Source organism: Haloarcula sp. H-hyl6 (assembly GCF_056934455.1).
Genome location: NZ_JBRIIK010000002.1, coordinates 1 through 20,215, shown reverse-complemented (window position 1 = coordinate 20,215; position 20,215 = coordinate 1). Strand labels below are relative to the sequence as shown.

20 protein-coding genes are annotated in these 20,215 nt (G+C 64.5%); 7 read left to right on the top strand and 13 right to left on the bottom strand.

Annotation, left to right across the window (positions count from 1 at the left end):
• Window positions 1–24 precede the first annotated feature (24 nt).
• Window positions 25–1,029: a DUF368 domain-containing protein gene (locus tag Hhyl6_RS13260; RefSeq protein WP_483739732.1), complete on the top strand. Its 1,005-nt coding sequence runs from the start codon at window positions 25–27 to the stop codon at window positions 1,027–1,029.
• Window positions 1,030–1,243: 214 nt separating this feature from the next.
• On the opposite strand, the gene Hhyl6_RS13255 is transcribed toward Hhyl6_RS13260, so the two are convergent.
• The 5 genes from Hhyl6_RS13255 to crtD all read right to left on the bottom strand — a co-directional run bounded on the left by Hhyl6_RS13255 (window position 1,244) and on the right by crtD (window position 6,462).
• Window positions 1,244–2,347 carry an NADH:flavin oxidoreductase/NADH oxidase gene (locus Hhyl6_RS13255; protein ID WP_483739731.1) on the bottom strand — a complete coding sequence of 368 codons (1,104 nt, stop codon included), beginning with the start codon at window positions 2,345–2,347 and terminating at the stop codon, window positions 1,244–1,246.
• A 156-nt stretch (window positions 2,348–2,503) separates the two neighbouring features.
• Complete coding sequence (locus Hhyl6_RS13250; protein ID WP_483739730.1) at window positions 2,504–3,016, bottom strand: hypothetical protein; 513 nt, start codon at window positions 3,014–3,016, stop codon at window positions 2,504–2,506.
• A 218-nt stretch (window positions 3,017–3,234) separates the two neighbouring features.
• Window positions 3,235–4,104, bottom strand: coding sequence for a bisanhydrobacterioruberin hydratase (gene cruF / locus Hhyl6_RS13245; RefSeq protein WP_483739729.1), 870 nt, complete (start codon window positions 4,102–4,104; stop codon window positions 3,235–3,237).
• On the bottom strand, window positions 4,097–4,978 hold the full coding sequence (locus tag Hhyl6_RS13240) for a prenyltransferase (protein ID WP_483739728.1): 882 nt from the start codon (window positions 4,976–4,978) through the stop codon (window positions 4,097–4,099). Before Hhyl6_RS13240 ends, cruF begins: the two co-directional genes overlap by 8 nt.
• The gene (crtD, locus tag Hhyl6_RS13235; RefSeq protein WP_483739727.1) at window positions 4,975–6,462 is read right to left on the bottom strand and encodes a carotenoid 3,4-desaturase; all 1,488 of its coding nucleotides are present in this window, start codon (window positions 6,460–6,462) and stop codon (window positions 4,975–4,977) included. The genes Hhyl6_RS13240 and crtD overlap by 4 nt, the downstream gene beginning before the upstream one ends.
• 147 nt (window positions 6,463–6,609) lie before the next feature.
• Here crtD and Hhyl6_RS13230 point away from each other — a divergent pair, with 147 nt between their 5' ends.
• Window positions 6,610–7,302: an SDR family NAD(P)-dependent oxidoreductase gene (locus Hhyl6_RS13230; protein WP_483739726.1), complete on the top strand. Its 693-nt coding sequence runs from the start codon at window positions 6,610–6,612 to the stop codon at window positions 7,300–7,302.
• A gap of 46 nt (window positions 7,303–7,348) precedes the next feature.
• On the top strand, window positions 7,349–8,221 hold the full coding sequence (locus Hhyl6_RS13225; protein WP_483739725.1) for a ZIP family metal transporter: 873 nt from the start codon (window positions 7,349–7,351) through the stop codon (window positions 8,219–8,221).
• 6 nt (window positions 8,222–8,227) lie between these two features.
• On the opposite strand, the gene Hhyl6_RS13220 is transcribed toward Hhyl6_RS13225, so the two are convergent.
• Both Hhyl6_RS13220 and Hhyl6_RS13215 read right to left on the bottom strand, forming a co-directional pair.
• Entirely contained in the window at window positions 8,228–9,115 is an 888-nt protein-coding gene (locus Hhyl6_RS13220; protein ID WP_483739724.1) for a hypothetical protein, read from the bottom strand.
• A gap of 102 nt (window positions 9,116–9,217) precedes the next feature.
• Window positions 9,218–9,559 carry a hypothetical protein gene (locus Hhyl6_RS13215; protein ID WP_483739723.1) on the bottom strand — a complete coding sequence of 114 codons (342 nt, stop codon included), beginning with the start codon at window positions 9,557–9,559 and terminating at the stop codon, window positions 9,218–9,220.
• A gap of 324 nt (window positions 9,560–9,883) precedes the next feature.
• Here Hhyl6_RS13215 and Hhyl6_RS13210 point away from each other — a divergent pair, with 324 nt between their 5' ends.
• On the top strand, window positions 9,884–11,050 hold the full coding sequence (locus tag Hhyl6_RS13210; RefSeq protein ID WP_483739722.1) for a tyrosine-type recombinase/integrase: 1,167 nt from the start codon (window positions 9,884–9,886) through the stop codon (window positions 11,048–11,050).
• Between the two features lie 1,040 nt (window positions 11,051–12,090).
• Window positions 12,091–12,966 carry a hypothetical protein gene (locus Hhyl6_RS13205; RefSeq protein ID WP_483739721.1) on the top strand — a complete coding sequence of 292 codons (876 nt, stop codon included), beginning with the start codon at window positions 12,091–12,093 and terminating at the stop codon, window positions 12,964–12,966.
• 4 nt (window positions 12,967–12,970) lie between these two features.
• On the opposite strand, the gene Hhyl6_RS13200 is transcribed toward Hhyl6_RS13205, so the two are convergent.
• From Hhyl6_RS13200 to Hhyl6_RS13175, 6 genes are all read right to left on the bottom strand, one after another.
• Window positions 12,971–13,204, bottom strand: coding sequence for a hypothetical protein (locus Hhyl6_RS13200; RefSeq protein WP_483739720.1), 234 nt, complete (start codon window positions 13,202–13,204; stop codon window positions 12,971–12,973).
• 691 nt (window positions 13,205–13,895) lie between these two features.
• Window positions 13,896–14,219 carry a transcription factor S gene (locus tag Hhyl6_RS13195; protein ID WP_483739719.1) on the bottom strand — a complete coding sequence of 108 codons (324 nt, stop codon included), beginning with the start codon at window positions 14,217–14,219 and terminating at the stop codon, window positions 13,896–13,898.
• A 38-nt stretch (window positions 14,220–14,257) separates the two neighbouring features.
• Window positions 14,258–14,845, bottom strand: a complete 588-nt coding sequence (locus Hhyl6_RS13190) for a DUF8135 domain-containing protein (RefSeq protein WP_483739718.1) — start codon at window positions 14,843–14,845, stop codon at window positions 14,258–14,260.
• A complete protein-coding gene (locus Hhyl6_RS13185; protein ID WP_483739717.1) occupies window positions 14,838–15,758 on the bottom strand; it encodes a hypothetical protein in 921 nt (306 codons plus the stop codon). Before Hhyl6_RS13185 ends, Hhyl6_RS13190 begins: the two co-directional genes overlap by 8 nt.
• Before the next feature lie 99 nt (window positions 15,759–15,857).
• Window positions 15,858–16,694 (bottom strand): RAD55 family ATPase, encoded by an 837-nt coding sequence (locus Hhyl6_RS13180; RefSeq protein ID WP_483739716.1) that lies wholly within the window; start codon window positions 16,692–16,694, stop codon window positions 15,858–15,860.
• A gap of 133 nt (window positions 16,695–16,827) precedes the next feature.
• Window positions 16,828–17,793: a beta-ribofuranosylaminobenzene 5'-phosphate synthase family protein gene (locus Hhyl6_RS13175; protein ID WP_483739715.1), complete on the bottom strand. Its 966-nt coding sequence runs from the start codon at window positions 17,791–17,793 to the stop codon at window positions 16,828–16,830.
• A gap of 129 nt (window positions 17,794–17,922) precedes the next feature.
• Here Hhyl6_RS13175 and ilvD point away from each other — a divergent pair, with 129 nt between their 5' ends.
• Together ilvD and Hhyl6_RS13165 are read left to right on the top strand one after the other, a co-directional pair.
• Complete coding sequence (gene ilvD / locus Hhyl6_RS13170) at window positions 17,923–19,662, top strand: dihydroxy-acid dehydratase (protein WP_483739714.1); 1,740 nt, start codon at window positions 17,923–17,925, stop codon at window positions 19,660–19,662.
• A 90-nt stretch (window positions 19,663–19,752) separates the two neighbouring features.
• Window positions 19,753–19,995 (top strand): hypothetical protein, encoded by a 243-nt coding sequence (locus Hhyl6_RS13165; RefSeq protein ID WP_483739713.1) that lies wholly within the window; start codon window positions 19,753–19,755, stop codon window positions 19,993–19,995.
• The last annotated feature ends 220 nt before the right edge of the window (window positions 19,996–20,215 follow it).

Genomic DNA, 20,215 nt, shown 5'->3' with positions numbered 1-20,215 from the left:
GACAGATGGCGGTACGATGAGGCAATGACTGCCGCCGACCAGACCGCCGACGCGTCGCCGACCCTCCGTGGCTCTGTCCCGCCGCTCCGGGAGTGGGCGCGGACGTTCGCCATCGGCATCTGCATGGGCAGCGCCGACGCCGTACCGGGCGTCTCGGGCGGGACCATCGCTCTCATCGCAGGCATCTACGGCCGCCTCATCGCCATGGTCACCGCCATCACGCCCGAACGCATCTGGCAGTTCCTCACGGCGTTCGTGCCGACGAACGGCGGCGTCTCGGTCCGGGAGGCGCTCGACGTCTGGGAGGAGATAGACGGCTGGTTCGGCCTCGCACTCGTCGCCGGCGTCGGCACCGCCGTCGTCGTGGTCACCCGGGCCGTCCACGTGCTCAGCCAGGACGCACCGACGCTCCTCTTTGGCTTCTTCTTCGGCCTCATCGCCGCCTCCGCCGTCGTGTTGCTCAAGGAGCTCAGCGTCGAGTCCGCGTTTCAGGTCGGCGCCGCCGTGACCGGGTTCCTCATCGCCTTCGTCCTCTCCGGGCCCACGCCCTTCCTCGCCAGCGACGGTCTCCTGTTGGTGTTCGTCGCCGGCGCCGTCGCCGTCAGCGCGATGATTCTCCCGGGCATCTCGGGGTCGCTCCTGCTGGTCATCCTCGGCCAGTACACCCGGATGTCCACGGCGCTGAGCGAGTTCATCGACTCCCTCGCCGGCCTCGTGACCGGTGGCTCCCTGACGCAGGTCGTCGAGGTCGGCGTCGTCGTCGTGACGTTCGTCCTCGGCGGCCTCGTCGGCCTGTTCACCATCTCGCGGGCGGTCCGCCGCGCGCTGGACCGGAACCGCCGGGCGACCATGGCGTTCCTCGTCGCCCTCGTCGTCGGCGCCCTCCGCGCGCCGGTCCACGAGGTCCAGACCGAGGTGGGGTTCTCGACGGACGTGCTGGTGGCGTTCGCCGGCGCGGCCATCGTCGGCGCGGCGCTGTTGCTGGTGTTGGACTGGTACGCCGTCGACTTAGACCTCGACTCGGTGTGAGCGAGACTCGGAACGGTATCGACTGTCGGTCAGTCCGACAGTCCACGGGGCGGGACTGAACGGGGCCACCCGCTCGCTGAGCGAGACGACGCAAGGACCGCAGGGAGCGGCCCGACCGAGGACCACAGCGAGTCGCAGCCAGCGAGCGGGTGGGGGCTTTCTGCGCGGTGGTCGGTGCGGACAGAGGGGTCCCCACCGACGCAGCGACTACTGGTTAGAACCCGAACGCGCGCCGGTACTGCGGCGGCCCCTCGATTTCGTCGGTCGCGTCCAGCGCCTCGGCGGCGTGCATCGCGAAGTACGGGTCCCGCAGGTGTTCGCGACCGACGATAGCGAGGTCGGCCCGGTCGTTGGCGACGACGGCCTCCGCTTGCTCGGCCGTCGTGATGCCGCCGACGGCGCCGACTGCGACGTCCGACTCGGTCTCCTCGCGGATGCGCTCGGCGTAGCGGAGTTGGTAGTTCGGGCCGGCGTAGTCGGGGCGGGAGTCGGGGTGGACGCCGCCGCCGCTGACGTCTATCAGGTCCGCACCGGCCTCGGCGAGGCGGTCGGCGAGTCGCACGGAGTCGTCGACGGTCCACGACTCGCGGTCCGGGAGCCAGTCCGTCGCGGAGATGCGGACGAACACCGGCTTGTCGTCGGGCCACACCTCGCGGACGGCGGCCGTGACCTCTCGAGCGAGTCGCGTACGGCCCTCGAAGTCCCCGCCGTAGTCGTCCTCGCGGTGGTTGGTCACCGGCGAGAGGAACTCGTGGAGGAGGTAGCCGTGGGCGGCGTGGACCTCCGCGACCTCGAACCCGGCGTCGCGGGCGCGCTCGGCGGCCGCGCGGAACGACCGTATCACGTCCTCGATGCCGTCTTGGTCGAGTCGCTGGGTCGGCGGCGCGTCGCCGTCCTCGTAGGGCCACGGGTCGCCGCTCGGACCCACCGTCTCCCAGCCACCCTCCTCCGGCGAGAGGGGGTCGTGGCCCTCCCACGGCCGACTGGTCGAGGCCTTCCGGCCGGCGTGAGCGAGTTGGATGGCCGGCACGGACCCCTGTCCGCGGACGAACTCGGTGACGGGTTCGAGCGCCGCCGCGTGCTCGTCGCTCCAGATGCCGAGGTCCTCCGGCGAGATGCGCCCACGCGGTTCGACGGCGGTGGCTTCCGTCATCACGAGACCCGCGCCGCCGACGGCACGGGAGCCCAGATGGGTTCGGTGCCAGTCGGTGGCGAGGCCGTCCCGGTCCTCGCAGGAGTACTGGCACATCGGGGAGACCATCACGCGGTTCGGTATCGTCGTCTCTCGGAGGTCGAGCGGCGAGAACAGCGCTGTCATCAACGGGAGTTGGAGGCGGAGTCGGATAACCGCACGGGCGGACGGCGGCGTTGCCGGAAGCCGGACGCTGTCGCGTGACCACGCGTTCGAGGACCCGCCGTCGGACCGGCCGCTCGACGGGCGTGCGCTCTCAGCACACCGAGCGCGGACGGTGTATCACACGCTGTCTGCTTCCGAGGCGCGCACGCCCCGGTAGGACAGAACGACACCGACGACGAAGACGACCGTCGCCAGATAGATGGGCCCCAGATGCACCACCCAGTCGTGGGCGAACGCGTCTGCGGTGTAGTGCATCGGCAACGCGAGCGCTAACCCGACGACTGCGGAGAGTACTGCGGTCGCCCACGCCCAGGTGAGCCGCTGTCGAACGCCGTACCACGACAGGGCAGTGACTGCGATGCCTGTCGAGATGATGAACGCGGCGGTCGCGACGTGCAGGTGGCTGATGTAGTACGCCACCGCCGGGTTCAACGCCGCCTTCGTCGTGCCGTCCAGCGTACTCACGCCGAGTTCGAAGCCACTCCCCACGAAGTTCAACACGAGAAAGACGATTCCATAGCCGATGAACGCGACGCCGGCTAAGGCCATCAGCAGCGACCCGTTCCGAAGCCGCGAGCCGAGTTCGAACTGTCCCTCCTCACCGCCTGCAGTCGGTCGTTCGGTAGCCATTGTAATCACTTTCGACGGTGAGCGCGCTCCGTCGAGAGGCGCTCTACGTCGGACTCGACACCCACCCGTGGTAGTTATTAGCACAGTATCGAGCCGTATACTACTTCGAGAATCCCCACGTGACCGGACAGAAAGGCCAGATAGTCGTCACACGGTCTCTGGATGCGGCCGCCATCCCGACCCGACTAACGACCGGACCTGCCGACGCTACGGGCCGCTCACCGTAACACGACGCCGCCCAACCGCGTCTCCGAGAGGTCGAAGTCGAAGCGGTCGCTCCACAGCAGGCCCGCTCCCAGCAGCGCCGCCAGCGCGACGGGCACCCAGTTCGTGTAGAAGGCGTTGATGCCGCCCCACAGGAGGACGAAACTCACCAAGTCGTCGAGCATGAACTCGCAGTCGTCGAGGCGACGGCGCAGGCCCGCCCGGTCGAACCCCCAGTCGAACAGCAGGACGGCGACGGTACCCGAGAGGAGCCACCCGCGGTAGTTCGACCACGGCACGCCGTAGAACTGCTGGACGTCGTACTCCCAGAAGCCGATGGCGACGGCCCCGGGGTCCAACACCAAATCGACCAGCATGACCGTCGCCAGCGTCGCCAGCAGGCGAACCGGCGTCGATTCGGCCCGTCGGCCGAGGAGGAGCAGGACGAGGAGATAGGCGTTCAACACCAGCGGGAAGAAGAACACCGGCAATCCCAGCGGCACCTCCCCGAACAGCATCGGACCCAGGTCGACGCCGTAGGAGAACTCGCCGTAGGGCCACCCGGTTCTGACGCCGAGGAGTTCGATGCCGTAGGAGTACGCCGTCAGCGCGACCAGCGCGGCTATCGCCTTCCGGTCCAGCAGGGGGAACACGCCAGCGACCAGCGGCAGGCGCATCACGAGCGTCCCGAACAGGACGAAGAGGGGGTTGTACGCGAGCGGCGGCGGAAGCAGACCCTCCGCGCTCGCCAGTAGCGTCACCGCCCCGACCAGCGGAAAGACGACGGCGATGGTGAATCGGTGTTCGCGGACCAGCGCGTCGAACCGAGCGGTCGCCGTCTGGCGGTCCGACGGCATCCCGACCCGCTCTGTCCACTCAGCCATACAGCATCACCCACAGACCGACGAGCGTGAACGCCATGCCGACGAGGGTGTTGATGGCCGGGTACCACCAGTAGGCCTCGTCGATGTCGACGCCGGCGGCGAGGATGCCGAAGACGAGGCCCGGGTAGACGAGCAGGAGCGCGCCAAACACCCAGTGCGTGTACGTGAAGACGAACGCGGCGGTGAGCCAGCACATCACGCAGTAGTAGTAGGTGTTCGACTCCCCGAGGAACGTCGCCGTCGTCTGGATGCCCGCCTCGCGGTCCGGTTCGATGTCCGGGATGGCCGAGAACGTGTGCATCCCCATCGTCCAGAGCCACGCGCCCGCGACGGCCGAGGCGGGCGGCGCGACGCCCTCGATGGCGGCGTAGGCGACGACGCCGGGGAGGATGTACAGGCCGTTCGACAGCGAGTCCAGAAACGGCGTCGTCTTGAACCGCAGGGGCGGCGCGGAGTACTCCACCGAGAGGAACGCCCACGCGAGGAGCGCGACGACGCCGAGCGTCGGGAGCCACGGGAGGAACGCGGCGGCCAGCAAGGCCGACCCGACGATAGTTCCGAGGACGACCGAATCACCGCGATAGCTGACCTCACGGCCCTCGTCTTTCTTCGGGTTGTGTTCGTCGACGTCCCGGTCGAAGACGTCGTTGACGCCGTAGAGGAAGACGTTCGCGGGTATCGTGAAGTACAGGAACAGCGCGATAGCCAGCGGCGAGAAGAGTTCGCCCGGCCGGTCGGCCGCGTAGGTCACCGCGACGACGACCGGACCGCCCTGATACAGCCAGAACCGGGGCCGCGAGAGCCAGAACAGGTAGCCTAACCGGGTGTCCTCGGAGGGGGCGACCTCGCTCAGGCGGTCCGTGACGGTGCTCATTCGTGGTCGCTGATGAGACGCTGTGCGGTGTGTTCGCCGCTGATGAGACACATCGGGACGCCGATGCCGGGCGTGGTGAACGACCCCGTGAAGTAGAGGCCGTCGACGGCCGACGAGCGGTTGTTCGGGCGCAAGAGCGCGGTCTGACGGAGCGTGTGGGCCAGACCGAGCGCCGTCCCCTCGGTGGCGTTGTAGCGCTCGCCGAAGTCCGAGACGGCGAACTGCTTCTCGTAGACGATGCGGTCACGCAGGTCCACGCCGGTGTTGTCGGCGATGTCGGACAGAATCTTCTCACGGTACTCCTCACGAATCGCGTCGCCGTCGTGCAGTCCGGGCGCGACAGGGACGAGGACGAACAGGTTCGAGTGGCCCTCCGGCGCGACCGAGGGGTCCGTCTCGCTGGGTACGCAGAGGTAGTACGCCGGTTCGTCGGGCCACTCGGGGTCCTCGAAGATGTTCTCGAAGTGTGGGTCCCAATCGGTGGGGAGGACCAGCGTGTGGTGTTCCAGGGGGTCGACGTCGCCCTCGACGCCCATGTACATGAGGAAGGCAGAGGGGGCGTACGTGCGCTCGTCCCAGTAGTCGTCGTCGTACTGCCGTTCGTGGTCGGGCAGGAGTTCGCGTTCGGCGTGGGCGTAGTCGGCGTTGACGACCACTTCGTCGGGGTGGAACGTCTCGCCGTGGACCGTCTCGACGAGGAACCCCTCCTTCCGGCGGGATATCTCTCGGACCTCGCTGTCCGTCTCGTAGGTGACCCCGAGGCTCTCGCCGAGTTCGACGAGGCCGTCGACGACGGCCCCGATGCCGCCGTCGGGGTAGTAGACGCCGAGGTTGAAGTCGACGTGGCTCATCATGTTGTACAGCGCCGGCGTGTTCTTCGGGGACCCGCCGAGGAAGACGAGCGTGTACTGCATTATCTGCTGGAGTTTCGGGTGCTCGAAGTAGTCCTCGACGTGGCCCTGCATCGACCCGAGCAGTTGCAGGCCGATGGGCGCGGCCGTCATCACGTCCAAGTCCACCCAGTCGCGCAGGGTGGAGCGGTCCTCGTAGACGAACTTGTTCATCGCCGTCTCGTAGTGCTGTTCGCTGGTGGCGAGGTACTCGTCGAACGCCTCGGCCGCACCGGGTTCGTACTCCTCGAACTTCTGGCGCATCTCGTCGTTGTTGCCGGTCACGTCCAACCGGTCGCCGTCCTTGAAGAAGATGCGGTAGTGCGGGTCCAGTCGAGTCAGGTCGTAGTAGTCGCTCGGTTCCTTCCCGAAGTACGCGAAGAACCGCTCGAAGACGTCGGGCATGAGGTACCACGACGGTCCCATGTCGAACGTGAAGCCGTCAGCTTCGAGCCGGGACGCACGCCCACCCAACTGCTCGTTCTTCTCTACCAGTCGCACGTCAGCACCGGCGTCGACCAGAAAACAGGCGGCCGAGAGGCCACCGAACCCACCGCCGACGACGACCACGTCTTCTCCGGACAAGTCACTCATTGTACGTATTCGAGAACCGGACAGACAATAAACACGCGGCCAAACTGGATTGGTGTGCCAGAGCGGGACACGGCGCGGGGATGGCGTGGAGTCCCGTCGACTCGGGCAGTGACAACGGAGATGAGGCAGGCGGCCGAACGGTGGGCCATGGACGATACGACAGTGGTCGTGACCGGCGCGAGTCGAGGCATCGGAGAGCAGGTCGCACGCGCCGTCGCGTCGGCCGGCGGGCACGCCGTCGTGTGTGCCCGCGACGCCGAGGCGTTAGAGGCGGTGGCAGACGACATCAGGGCCGACGGTGGCGACGTCACCGCGATGCGGGCCGACGTCCGCGACGAGTTCGACGTGGAACGACTGCTCGAAACGGCGGCCCGTGTGAACGGACACGTCGACGGCGTCGTCGCCAACGCCGGGGTCTACCACGGCGAGGCGGGCGAGACACCCCTCGACGAGGAGTCGTACGCGGCGTTCGACGACCACCTCCGGACGAACGCCCGGGGCGTGTTCGCCACCGTCCGCGAGGCGGTCCCGCACCTCGCCGACGCGGCCCGAGTCGTCGTCCCGACGGGCGCCGTCGCACGACAGGGGATGCCGGGGTACGGGTCCTACGCCGTATCGAAGGCCGCGGCGGAGGCCGTCGCCCGCGGGTTCGCCGCCGACCTCGACGCGACCGTGGGGGCCGTCGACCCGGGGAAGGTCGCCACCGACCTCTCCGGCGACGGCGGCCGTGACCCCGCCGCCGTCGCCGAGATGGTACTGTGGGCGCTCACCGACGCCCCCGCCGAGGACCTAGACGGCGATGTACTCGACTGGGGCGACTACCGCCGAGCGACTCGCTGACGGGTTACCGGGAGATTTATTACTAAGACGCGTTTGGGAATAGACAATGGCTATTAACAAACTCGCTATTTTTAATAACAGCGAGCGACCGTCCGTCGTCGGCCTCTCGAGCGTCGTCGCGTTGGTCGCGCTCTCGGCGCTCGCCGTGAGCGGCGACGCGCAGAAGGTACTCGTCATCTCGTGGGTCGCGTTCGCCGCGATGAGCCTCGGTGCGTGGCTCGGCGGCCGGTCGACCGAGACGAGTCCCCACCGTCTCGTCTGGGGGTACGGCCTCGCCAGCGGCGCGATGGTCACCTCGGCGGCGATGTTCCTCGTCCCGCAGGCGATGGGACTGGGCACCGCCGCCGGCACGCCCCGCATCGGCGGTATCGGCATCGCGGCCGGCATCGTCGCCGGGTACGGCACCCACACCGTCGGCCACCGCCTGACCCACGTCGAGACGTCGTTCGATACGACGACGGTGGCAATCGCTGCACACGCGCTCTCCGCCGGCCTCATCATCGGCATCGTCTACGCCTCGATGCCGAGTCTCGGCCTGTTGCTCGGACTGGCCATCGTCTCGCACAAAGGGCCTGCCGGGTACGCCGCCGCCCGCCGTCTGCACCGGGACGGGAAATCGGTCACGTCGCTGCTGCTCCCGGCCGCCGGCGTGGGCCTGACCGGCATCCCGTCGGCGATGCTGACGGTCCCGCAGACGCCGGTGACCAACGCGCTCGTCTTCGGGTTCGCCGCCGGCATCTTCCTCCACGTCGCGATGGACTTCCTGCCGAACTGCGAGGCCGGCAGCGAGATAGACGAGGTCTGCTCGCTCCACGAACACTCCCACGACCTGTTGGACGAACTCCGGACCCACGCCGTCGGGTCCACCCTCCTCGGCGCGGCCCTCGTCGTCGTCGCGTGGGTCGCCGTCACGCCCTGAGCGGCGTCACTCCGTCGCGGTGGCGGTCCCCTCGTCTGTCCGCCCGGGCGTGGGCGTCTCGGTGTCCGTCTCCGTCTCTGCCGGCGAGATTGTCAGCCTCTCGTCCTCGCCGTCGCCCGGTGCGTCGAGCCGGTAGACTGCCTCCCGGGGCGGGTCGGCGACGTACGGACTCTCCGCCTCGAACGTCCGCGTCGCCCGTTCGCCCGGCCCCAGTTCACCAGCGACGCGGGCGACCGGCGCGTACGCGACCCGCGGTCCCGTCCGGTTGAGCGCGAGGGCGTACCGGCCAGTCACGTCGCCCTCGTTGGTCACCGAGACGGTGACCGCCGGGTCGTCGGCCGCCGTGACTGTCTCTGGACCGTCGAGAGTGACGTCGAAGGCGGGCAGGGCCCCTTCGAGGCGGGACCGGGCCCGCTCGGACGGCGTCCACTCCCCGCGGGGCCACGAGAGGCGGGCGTCGGCGGCGTCGCCCGTCGCCGGCAACGGGAAGACGAGCGGGCCCCCGCCCTCCCCGTAGCGGACGCCCCACTCACCGTCGCGGTAGAGTCCGTTCGTGAACTCGGCGGGAGAGTGACTCGCCCCGTCGAACTCGAAGCCGAACGCGGAGCGGTCCGGGGCGGGTCCGTCGACGGCGACGTCGACGACGAGGTACTGCCCGGCGTCGTCGTAGACACCGATGGAGTCGGGGCTGTCCGGTCCGACGACGCCGGGTTGGACGGCGGCCGACCGGACGTCGACCGTCGGAATCTGGTCGTCGTGAGTGCCCGTCTCCTCGTCCGGCGAGGGGACGGGCGTCACGGTGTCGTCTGCCGGGACGGTGTCGTCGCCCACGTTCAGACAGCCACTGCCGGCGACGAGCGAGCCACAGAGCGCGAGGAGGGAACGGCGGCGCATACCCGCACCTACCGGGAGTCGAGATAAGTGCCTTCAGGTGGCTTCGAACGGGTTTGTAGCGATGGCCCCCAGTCGGTCCGAGACCGTTTCGGACGGGGGGGCTCACGTCTCGTCGTCGTTGAGCCCGTCGTTCGGGAAGCACTCCCCGAGGTCGTGAATCATGTCGATGGTCTCCGTCTCCGTCTCGGCGTCGATGCCCTCGATGGTGTCTATCTCGTCCAGCGCACGTCGGAGGAGCGGGAGGCTCAGGCGCTGGTCGACGTGACAGACCGGGAGAGACAGGTCCTCGAAGTCCTCCGGCGGGATACCGGACGTCGAGAGGAGGTAGTAGTCGTCGATGTCGGCCATGTCGTCCATCGGGAAGTCCGCCTCGTTGTACGGTACGCCGGGTGATTCCTTCGTCGCGCCACGAATCGACGGCACGTGCAACGTGTACTCTGCCATTACGCTTCAGAGGTCGGGGCAGCGCCGGATAGGACTACACCCGGCACACGAAAGTAGGCGACTCAGTTGTACTCTCGCCAGCGGTGGCCACAGTCCTGGCACTTGGAAGATTGCGGCTAAGCGGGGGGTTAGTTATAAAGATTGCCCAACTTTTATTAGTTGGTGCAAATCGAATCCTAACCTCAGGTTAGCATCGGTCGAAACACCCCTTCGCCGTCTTGCGGTTTTACCCTCAGAATCCTGTCATAGCGGGTTTGCTCTGAGAGACGCTAATCGCCAGACAGCGCCGGGGATAGACTTAAGTGCAATAATCCCACACGGGCTATGAGCAAGGCAACTGATACTTCGACCGATGAACCGACTACCAACCAAGCAGAACGCGACTTGTGCGATTTCCTCTCAGAGCGGTCTGAGCTTCGCGTGAGCTTCGAGCAACCCGACGACGCGAGGGAACGCCGATACGACCGGCTACCTATCGCACGAACGCAGGCAGGCACTCAGGCCGATGTGAGCGACTTCCCCTCTGGCAAGAGCAACGGCAGGGGAAACTTCTCGAAAAAGACCTACGTGCGATACCGCGATACGGTGAACGACTTTCTCCAATCGCAAGACGTGAGCGACTTGATGGACGTAACGCCTCGGCAGATTAGCCGGTGGAACCAACTCCTGCAAAGGCGAGACTACGCCCGCACAACCAGAGACGGCAAGCTCGAAACTCTCGGTGTGTTCTTTAAATGGGCAGAGGCAGAGTGGCGTGCGCCTCGGGAGGGTAAGACGATAAGCGAGACAATCGCCCGAAAGCGCGACGACTTGGACGTATCGGGTGAGGAAAAGTCACGCTCTGGCGACGACAACCACCGTATCTCGACAGAGCAAGCAGAGGAAATCATCGGACACCTCGCAAAACACGACTACGCCAGTCGGCAAATGGTCGAGTTTCTGCTAATCTACCATATCGGTTGCAGAAAGTCGGCCCTGCTGTCTATTGATTGCTCAGACGTGAAACCGAGAGACGGAATAATCCAAATCCGGAATCGGCCTGAGGAAACAGACTTGAGACTCAAGAAGGGCAACAAGGGTGAGCGGGACGTGAATATCTCGCCCGAGATTATGAGTGTCGTGACTGACTACATAGACGCACATCGGACAGAACCGCAAGACGGTAGTGATGCGTTGCTCACCTCTTGGGCCGGTCGAATAGACGACAGCACTCTATACAGGGACATAGCGGGGCTTACCAAGTGTGGTGAGTGTACCGACGACTCAGGCGACCCTCTCACCAAGCAGAACGCCTCTGACTGCCCTGAGAGTATCGGGTGTCACGACTTGCGCAGAGTGGCGATTACCCGTATGAGAGACAAAGGTGTGAGTTGGGACACCATTTCCGGCAGGGTGAACGCAACGGTTCAAATGCTGAAACAGCATTACGATTCCCCCACCTTCGAGCAAGCGGCAGAACGCCGCAAGCAAGAGGTGTTGAACGCCCTCTAACCCTCAGGCAACTTTTGTACCCCTTCGGAAGCGGTGAGAAATCTGTCGGTCTGAAAAGAGAACCGGGGGACAGAAAACCGATTGTGTAGTAAGGCGGTTGCGGTCTGCCGATGTGTCAACTTTCGCAGACCGACAGATTTCCACCCCGCTTCCAGAGGTGTGGTGAGGTTGCCAAATACCCCTGTTGTGACAGGCAGGATAGTGAGAAAACGCCCTTGTTAGAGTGTTGCCACTTGGACAAGGGCGTTTCTGCCATACACACACCGACTCTCTCAAGCCGGTGTCCCTGCTTCCCGTGACAGACAGGTTGTGTCTGCCGAATACTCGGCTTGGGATTACAGCAGGGCAACCACACCTTGCGAAGCTCCCCAAAGGGACGCTTCCCTCTCTCAAGGGCCTTGTGTGGTGTCTGGCAAGGGCCGTCACCCTGCCCTCAGATTAGGAAGGGCAGTCAGGCGAATATTGGCAAAACGTCAACTTTTCAGACCGACGAGTTTCCGTTACCGCTTCCAAACCAAACAACTCGTGCCACCGAATTGTTCTTATCGTATCCTACAACTTTCTACTATATAAAGCTTTTCCTGATATGAGTTTAGAATATATAAATACCTTTAGGTAGTATCAAGAATTGCGATACGCGAAGGAAAAGGCTCGCGCAACCTTGTGGCACGGGTTTATGGTTTTGGAAACCGACAGCCAACTTCGCCTGACTGTACTAAAAGTTAGGGAGTCCTACTATAAAAAGCTTTCGTCTATTCGTCTACCTCTGAGCCAAGGCCGACCCACTCTCGCGCACGTTCCTTCTTGTCGAGATATTCCCCAACGTATGTACCTTCCCCTCGTGTTGAATCTCGTCCTTCTCAGACGCTTTCTCTGCCCTCTCACGTAGCTCTGACAGGCGCTTGGCGCAAGAGGATGAATCCCTTGCGCGAGAGTCGGATAGCTTAGAGCGGTGTTTCTCGCGCAATACAGGGCGTTCTATGGTGTGAATCGGGAGACAGCAGTAAATACATATATGTGCGCTATCTGGCCAATAGCAAATGGGCAATAGGAGAGAATTTCTCGGAAAAGTATTAACGCTATCAGCAGTCGGTGGGTTAGCAGGTTGTACTGAAAGCACTCCGAACCTACCCAACAAAGGCGACTATATCGATGGGGGAGAAGATACTACAAATGCGGTATTAGCGGATGAATGGACAACTTGGGATTTTACGGTTGAACAACCCGTAAGATTAGAGTATTCGGTTTCTGTGGACAACTATGTCCCAGATGGAGGGCCAGAAGGAAAAGAGGTTCCATATGACCTATTCTTGGTAGATGGAGATAACTACCAAACATTCTCTGAGGGGAACTTTAGCGAAACTGAATTCATTTCAGAAGGTACTGTACAGAATGTTACTGGAACGACCGAAAAGGTAATCCAACTCCCCCAAGGGGATTACCATTTAATATTTGATAATTCAACATATGGATATGGAAAACCATTAGGTGCATATGGAATAGCGTTTGACGCTGAATACAGCAAATACGAACTATTACAAGAGCCAGATAGTTACTACTCCTTGACGAAACTTGGCAATCTTGGCTCTTGTAGTGATGAGCATTCTATCTCCGTCAATCATCTTGAATACGATGAAGGATTTGGTGATTATCAAATGAGATATGATATTCGGTTCGGAGACGTGCAAAAAGATAAGACATACACTATGACAATTGATATGGACGATATTGGAGAATTGTCTCAATCCGTAACAGCAGGCGAGGACCAACATTTCTGTGAAATTGCATTTATCTCACTTTATGAACCAAGTGGGCCAGAACTTAACGAAGGTGATGAAGTTGATGCGACAATATCTGTAAGCGACGGAAACGAGGTTCTTGCCGAGACCGAGGTGTCGAGAACGGCAACAGACTGAAAAGCTATCGCTTGTCGAATCCTGTCCGGCGTTTCGCTTTCAGCTCAAGGCGTTTCCGTTCAGCAGAGGTGAGTGACTTATCTTCTCGAATCGCAGTAACGGAATCGTAGGCCGCAAGCTCGTCAGAGGATGTTTCTTTCTCAGCAAGCTTAGTGAGAACTTCGATAATGTCTTGCTCGTTTACTTGCTTCAACTTCTCTGCTAACTCGTCGTCAATATCTACAAAGTATCTCGTCATTCGTGAAGTTCCTCCTCAACAAGCTCACCGATGATGAACCCAAAGGGGGTATGCTCAGGATAGTTCTGTTGCTTGAGATTGGTCAAGAGTCTATGCTCCTCGTTCGATAGCATAACTTCCTTACTTCGCATAGGAATCAGAGGGCGGCAGGATACCTCCCTCACTTAAGTACTATATGCTTCGGCCTTTATAAATAAGAGACGAATAGTATCCTGCATACTCTGTTTTCTATACTCGGTGCTTAGAGGATATTTGGTTCTATAAGCAGATTTAAAGCTATTAACTTAGCTCAGATTTGGTCACGTCTTTTCTTGCCGCCTGCGCTTACCCCCACCCTTGCTTTCGAGAAATTTCATATAAAAAAGTGCTATTTTGAGCTTGTGTGAGTGCGCGAGAGCCTACCGAGATAATTTCTCAGTTTGTCCAAGCGAAACGCGAAGTGAGATTGTGGAAGGGCTACCTCTCCCGTCACGCCCCTACCCTCACGGCAGGCAATTACCCTTCCACAAGAGAGAATTTCCCTTGTCGAACGCCGAACCGCAAGACAGCGGCAGGATTCTCGCCTGAGAGTAATCTGAGTGGGAACAACTAAGTGGCCCCGAACCAACGTTTCGGGTGGACGGTACACCGATGCAATCTTGCCAAGGCCCAAAAACCCTAATCTGCCGAAATCGGCAGTCTCAGGTGGGTCTTAATTGTACTCGCGCCAGCGGTGTCCGCAGGCTTTGCACTTGAAGAACCGCGTCGGTGGTTCGTCGGCGGACCCGGTCTGTTTGATGGTGTACCACGCCTTCCCGTGACCGCACTCGTCGCAGGTGACGTCGTCGGCGGTCGGTTTCCCCTCGAAGTCCGCGCCCTCCTCCGTCTCGATGACGTCGTCGTCGCTCTGTTCGGCCGTGCTGACGAAGTCGGCGGCCCTCTCCGTGTCCTTGGCGACGCGGGCCCCACAGGACTGACAGACCATCTCGTCGCCGTCGGCGTGCATCATCGAGCCACAGTCGTCGCAGAACTGCATGCCCGCCCATCCGCGACGGCGACAAAAAGTCGTTCCCCTTAGTCGTCGCCGAGTTCGCGCTGTTCGGCCACGACCGGACAGTCCAGCAACCGGACCGTCTCCATGTCGAGGAACTCCAGAATCTCGGTCCCCTCGTGGGTGCAGTGGACCTCCGGCGGCCCGGAGAAGTGCTCGCACTGCTCGCAGTAGCGGTGTTTCGACACCTCGGCGTATCGGGACCCCCCCGACGGCGGGCCGTCCTGGTCGTCCTCGCCGAGCGACGCCCACACTTCGTCGGGGTCGACCGACCCCACGTCGACCGACTCGAAGACGCTCTCGGCGTCGCCGAAGGGGTCACCGCCCCGCTCGTCCATCCCCGAGAACGGGTCCTCGGGGTCTCGCTCGTCCGACTGCGGCGGGTCGACGGTCGGCACGGGGTCCACCGTCGAGGCCGTGTCCGTCGGCGGGGAATCACCGTCCGGGTCGTCGTCCGTCATTGGGTTCTGGTCGGGCATCCCGTCAATCGGGTCGGACGGCGGCGCGTCCTCGTCCGCCGTCGGCCGGTCGAGGTTCTCGAAGGGGTCGCCCTCCCGGTCGTCGGGCGCGTCGAGGTTCTCGAACGGGTCCTCGGGGTCGTCCTCACTCATCGGTCGGGCCGGCCTCTAACTGGGCGGCGGTGACGAGTCGCGCCTTCTTGCGGATGATGCCTCCCTCCGGTCGCACGTCCGAGACGGTCGACCCGCAGTGCGGGCACTGCGGGTCGGTCAGCAGGCCGATGTCGACCGAGTCGCCGCAGTTCTCGCAGGACGCCTTCGAGACGCCCTCCTGTGCGGCCGCCCGCTTGATTCGGTCCACGGCCTTCTGGTGGGCGTCCCGGCCGCCGTGGTCCTCCCGCAGGTCGCTGACCACCCACGCGACCCGGGTGAGTTTCTCCTCGACGTCGTCGAGTCGGTCGTCCACCTCGCTCACGCGCGCCCCCACGTCGTCGACGCGACCCGACTGGTCGGCGATAGCGTCTTCGAGTTCGTCACGGGCCGCGACGAGTTCGCGGTTCAGTTCGGCGAGTTCCTCCTCGAGTTCGGCTAGCTCGTCGAACGCCTCGTGGTCGTGGTCCGCCGGCGCCTTCCCGTCGAGTTCCCGCTTGAGTTGGACGACGCGGCTCCGAACGTCCTCGATTTTCGCCTGAAAGTCGTCCTCGACGCGGTCGAACCGGTCGTCCAGACGCCCCTCGACGGCGTCGGTGATGTCCGGCAGTCGGTCGCCGACCGCCGCTTCGACGGCGGGGTCGATGCGGCCGTCAACGGCGTCGTTGACCGCCGCACTGACGGCCGCGTCGAGTCGGTCCCCCACGGCGTCCTCGACCGCGGCGTCGACGTCGAAGAGCGCCGCAAGCGAGTCCTCCCCACCGAGGTCCGTCGTCGCACGGTACGACGCCAGCAACTGGTGGACGACGGCCTCGCGCTCCACCCCGAGCGTCGCCGCTTGCTCGTCGAGCCACTCGTCGAGTTCGGGCGGTAACTCGACGGTGACGGCCCCCTCCTCCGTCGACTCACTGGCCATTACGTTCTCTTTCACGAACTAGACAGTTAAGGGTTTGCCGCTCGTTTCAGCCGCCGAAACTGGCCCACACAGCGGCCAATAGGCCGCGATTACCATCGCTCACCGAATCTTGCGCACGTCGCTGATGTCGAACCCCGCGTCGCCGAGTTCCGTCTCGAACTGGACGATGTTCTCGTCCTCGATTTGCGAGAGGACGCCGCGGAACTGCTTGACGACCAGCGTGCGCGCCCGCGTGGACCCGCCGGACTCCCACGAGAACTCCATGGTCCCGTGAGCGGCGTCGCTCAACTGCCCCTGCCGGGTGTCCGACAGCGTCTCGTAGTTCAGGTGCAGGAGGATGAGGCCGCCCCACCTGTGGGCGGCCTTCTGGAGGCCGGCGACCAGATAGGTGATGTCCGACCACTCGATGTCCTCGCCCATCGCGCCGACGAGGTCCGATAGCGAGTCGATGACGACGAGGTTACCCGCCGCCACGTCGCTGAGTTTCGACCCCAGCGCCCCGAGTAGGTCGTCCCGTTCGTGGCGCGACCGCAGGTCCTTGATGCTGGGCGTCTGCTCGGCGTACCACGACCGGGGGACCGGACTCACGTGGAAGTACCGCTCGGACATGTCGTGGAACTGGACGCCTTCGAGGGCCGTCTCCAGTAGGTCCTCGTCCATCGCCAGTCGCATCTCCGCGGCCAGTTGCTCGCCGCTCGCGGTGAACGAGATGTAGTGGACCTCCTCGGGCGGGACGGCCTTCTCCGAGGGCGTCCCGTAGTAGAGGTCGTAGAGGTCCTCGTCCACGTCGGTCAGACCGTTGATGACCGCGCTCGTGTGCATGAACTCCCGCGACCCGGCCCCCGCCTCGCCGGCCAACAGGACGACGCTGCCGGCCGGGGCACCGCCGTTGACGATGGCGTCCAGTTGCTTGACACCGAACGGGATGCGCTCCATACACGCATTGTCCCGTGTGGTCGCTTAAACGCTTGCCCTGTTACGGTAACCGGGTCTTACCCCGACCTATCGAGAGCCGTCAGCGGTACAGCCAGAACGTCCCCCTTCAACCGTATCAGCGGCCGAAGACGCGCTACTCGGCCATCGTCGCGCCCGTGTTCCGCGGGGCGACGACGTGGACGTCGCCGCCGACGCCGGCCCCGTCGAGGGCCGCCTCTCCCGTCGCCCGGGCCGCATCGATGCCGTCGGTGTCGGTGAGGCCCCACACCGTCGGCCCCCACGAGGACTGCCCCGCGCCGGTCACCGCCTGTGCGCCCGCGAGGTGTTCGACGATGCCGCCGGCCGGCGGGCGGTAGACGCCGCCCTGTTCGTCGGCGTACCACGCGCCGTTGAGTCTCCCGAGTCGGGCGGCGGCCTGCCCGAACTGCCGCCGGTCACGGGTGCCGATGGCCGGGAGGAGTCGCCGGGTGAGCAGGGTCGATATCTCGTCGGCGATGCCGGGGTCGGCCCGTTCGACGGCCTGTCGCATGCTCTGGTCCTCCTCGCTCCCGCTCTGACCGGGGTCGCTGTCGGGGACGACGAGGACGAACCGCCAGTCGGCGGGCACGTCGTGGTGGGCCAGAATCGGCGGCACCTCCCAGTCGCCCTCCGCCGGCGGTTCGGCGGTGAACCGCTCGGTGGGGTGGCCGCCGTCGACCACGAACCCGCCCCGTTCGAAGGTGGCGACGCCGATGCCGCTTCGCCCCCCGCGACCCAGTTTCGGCGCGTAGGTGCGGGCGTCGGCCGTCGTGTCGTGGGCGCGAGCGACGGCGACGAGCGTGGCGAGTGCGAGTTGCGTGCCGCTCCCGAGGCCGACGTGCCGAGGGAACCGGTCTTCGACGCGGACGCGTGCGCCGGGGACGTCCAGCGCTTCGACGACGCGCCGGACGTACGGTGCCGCCTCGTCGTCGTCGCAGTCCACCTCGTCGGCAGGGGTGGCCTCGACGACCAATCGTGGCTCGTCGAGAGCCAGTCCGACCCCGCCGTACAACCGTTCGTGCGCGAGCGAGAGGTTCTGGAACCCGAAGTGGAGTCGCGCCGCCGTCGTGACCGTCGCCATGTCTCGGGTTTGGAGACGCCTCGGAAAGAAGCTACTGTCACCGGACGGATTCGCCAACGGCAGTCGGCCAGCGTCCACCCGAACGCGATAGTCAGGGCGTTTAAGACCACCGGCGGCTTTCCTCGGAGTATGAGCCAGCAGGAACACGGAGAGACGTCCGGGCCCGGGGAGAAGGACCCGGACCTCCGGTCGAACGAAGTCACCGAGGGCACCGAGCGCGCGCCCCACCGCGCGATGTTCCGCGCGATGGGCTACGACGACGAGGACCTGGCCTCGCCGATGGTCGGCGTCGCCAACCCCTCCGCAGACATCACGCCGTGTAACGTCCACCTGGACGACGTGGCCGACGCCGCCTACGAGGGCATCGACGACGCCGGCGGGATGCCCATCGAGTTCGGCACCATCACCATCTCGGACGCCATCTCGATGGGGACCGAGGGGATGAAGGCCTCACTCGTCTCCCGGGAGGTCATCGCCGACTCCGTCGAACTGGTCTCGTTCGGCGAGCGCATGGACGGCCTCGTCACCATCGGTGGCTGTGACAAGAACATGCCCGGCATGATGATGGCCTCCATCCGGACGGACCTCCCGAGCGTCTTCCTCTACGGCGGGTCCATCATGCCCGGCGAACACGACGGCCGCGAGGTGACCATCCAGAACGTCTTCGAGGGCGTCGGGGCCGTCGCCGAGGGTGACATGACCGAGGACGAACTCGACGAGATGGAGCGCAACGCCTGTCCCGGTGCCGGGTCCTGCGGCGGGATGTTCACCGCCAACACGATGGCCTCCATCTCCGAGGCCCTCGGGTTCGCGCCGCTGGGGAGCGCCTCCCCGCCCGCCGAACACGAGTCCCGCTACGACGTCGCCCGCGAGAGCGGCGAACTGGTCTTGGACGTCGTCGAGAACGACCGCCGACCCTCCGACTTCCTCACCCACGAGAGCTTCGAGAATGCAATCGCCCTGCAGGTCGCCGTCGGCGGGTCGACCAACGCCGTCCTCCACCTGCTGGCGCTCGCCGCCGAGGCCGGCGTCGACTTAGACATCGAGACGTTCAACGACATCAGCGCCCGCACGCCCAAAATCGCCGACCTCCAACCCGGCGGCGAGAAGGTGATGAACGACCTCCACGAAGTCGGGGGCGTCCCGGTCGTCCTGAACGCCCTGCTGGAGGCGGACCTGCTCCACGGCGACGCGCTCACCGTCACCGGAAACACGATGGCCGAGGAACTGGAGGCCGCCGACCCCCCGAGCATCGAGGCACTCGACGTCGACTACCTCTACCCGGTCGACGACCCAATCCACGAGCGCGGGGCCATCCGCATCCTCTCGGGCAACCTCGCGCCCGACGGCGCGGTCATCAAGATAACCGGCGAGGACCACCTCCACCACGAGGGCCCCATCCGCGTCTTCGAGGAGGAGTCCGCCGCCATGGAGTACGTCCAAGAGGGCAACGTCGAGACTGGCGACGCCATCGTCATCCGCAACGAGGGTCCCCGTGGCGGCCCCGGGATGCGCGAGATGCTGGGCGTCACCAGCGCCGTCGCCGGACAGGGCCACTCCGAGGACGTTGCGCTGCTGACCGACGGCCGCTTCTCCGGCGCGACGCGGGGCTTCTCCATCGGTCACGTCGCGCCCGAAGCCTTCGTCGGCGGCCCCATCGCCGCCATCGAGGACGGCGACACCATCACCATCGACATCGACGACCACGAACTGTCGGTGGACCTCTCCGACGAGGAGATACAGCGCCGCCTCGACGACCGCGAGGCCCCCGAACCGAACTACACGAACGGCGTGCTGGCGAAGTACCACCGGGACTTCGGGTCGGCCGCGAACGGCGCGGTGACCAACCCCGGTGCGAAGTGGGACTAGTACCGCGAGCGTAGCGAGCGGTTTCACGGGACGCGAACGACGCGCGCGTCCCGCAACACCCGAGTAGGGGGAGAACATACCCCGTGTACTGTGACCGAGACGTACGTCTGTTCGAACTGCCAAGCCACCGTCACCCGGTCGTTCGAGATTCGCTCCATCATCCGGACCTGTGACGAGTGCGGGCAGAACGGCCGCTTTCTCCACCGCTCGCTCGTGGACTCGCTCGACTCGCTCCCCGAAGACGACCTCCCCGACGACTGGGAGTCGATGGCCCTCGACGAGCGGTTCGAGGAGGCGCTGAAAGAGGGACTGATACAGATTACGCGGTCCTGACGGGTGGGCAGTCGCGGCTGAGTGTGTTCGGGTAGGAACGGACATTGTCTCCGTCGCGGGTTTTCGATGCTGGACGGAGCTTTCGACGGGTCGCGCGGGTGGCTCCGGACTAGGTAACGACCGGCAGAGCCCCAGACGAATCTCGGATGGAAGTTGACCGTTCACACACCCGAGGGTACAGGTGTCGGCGTCTGAGTAAAGTTGGAGTGGGACCGCCGAG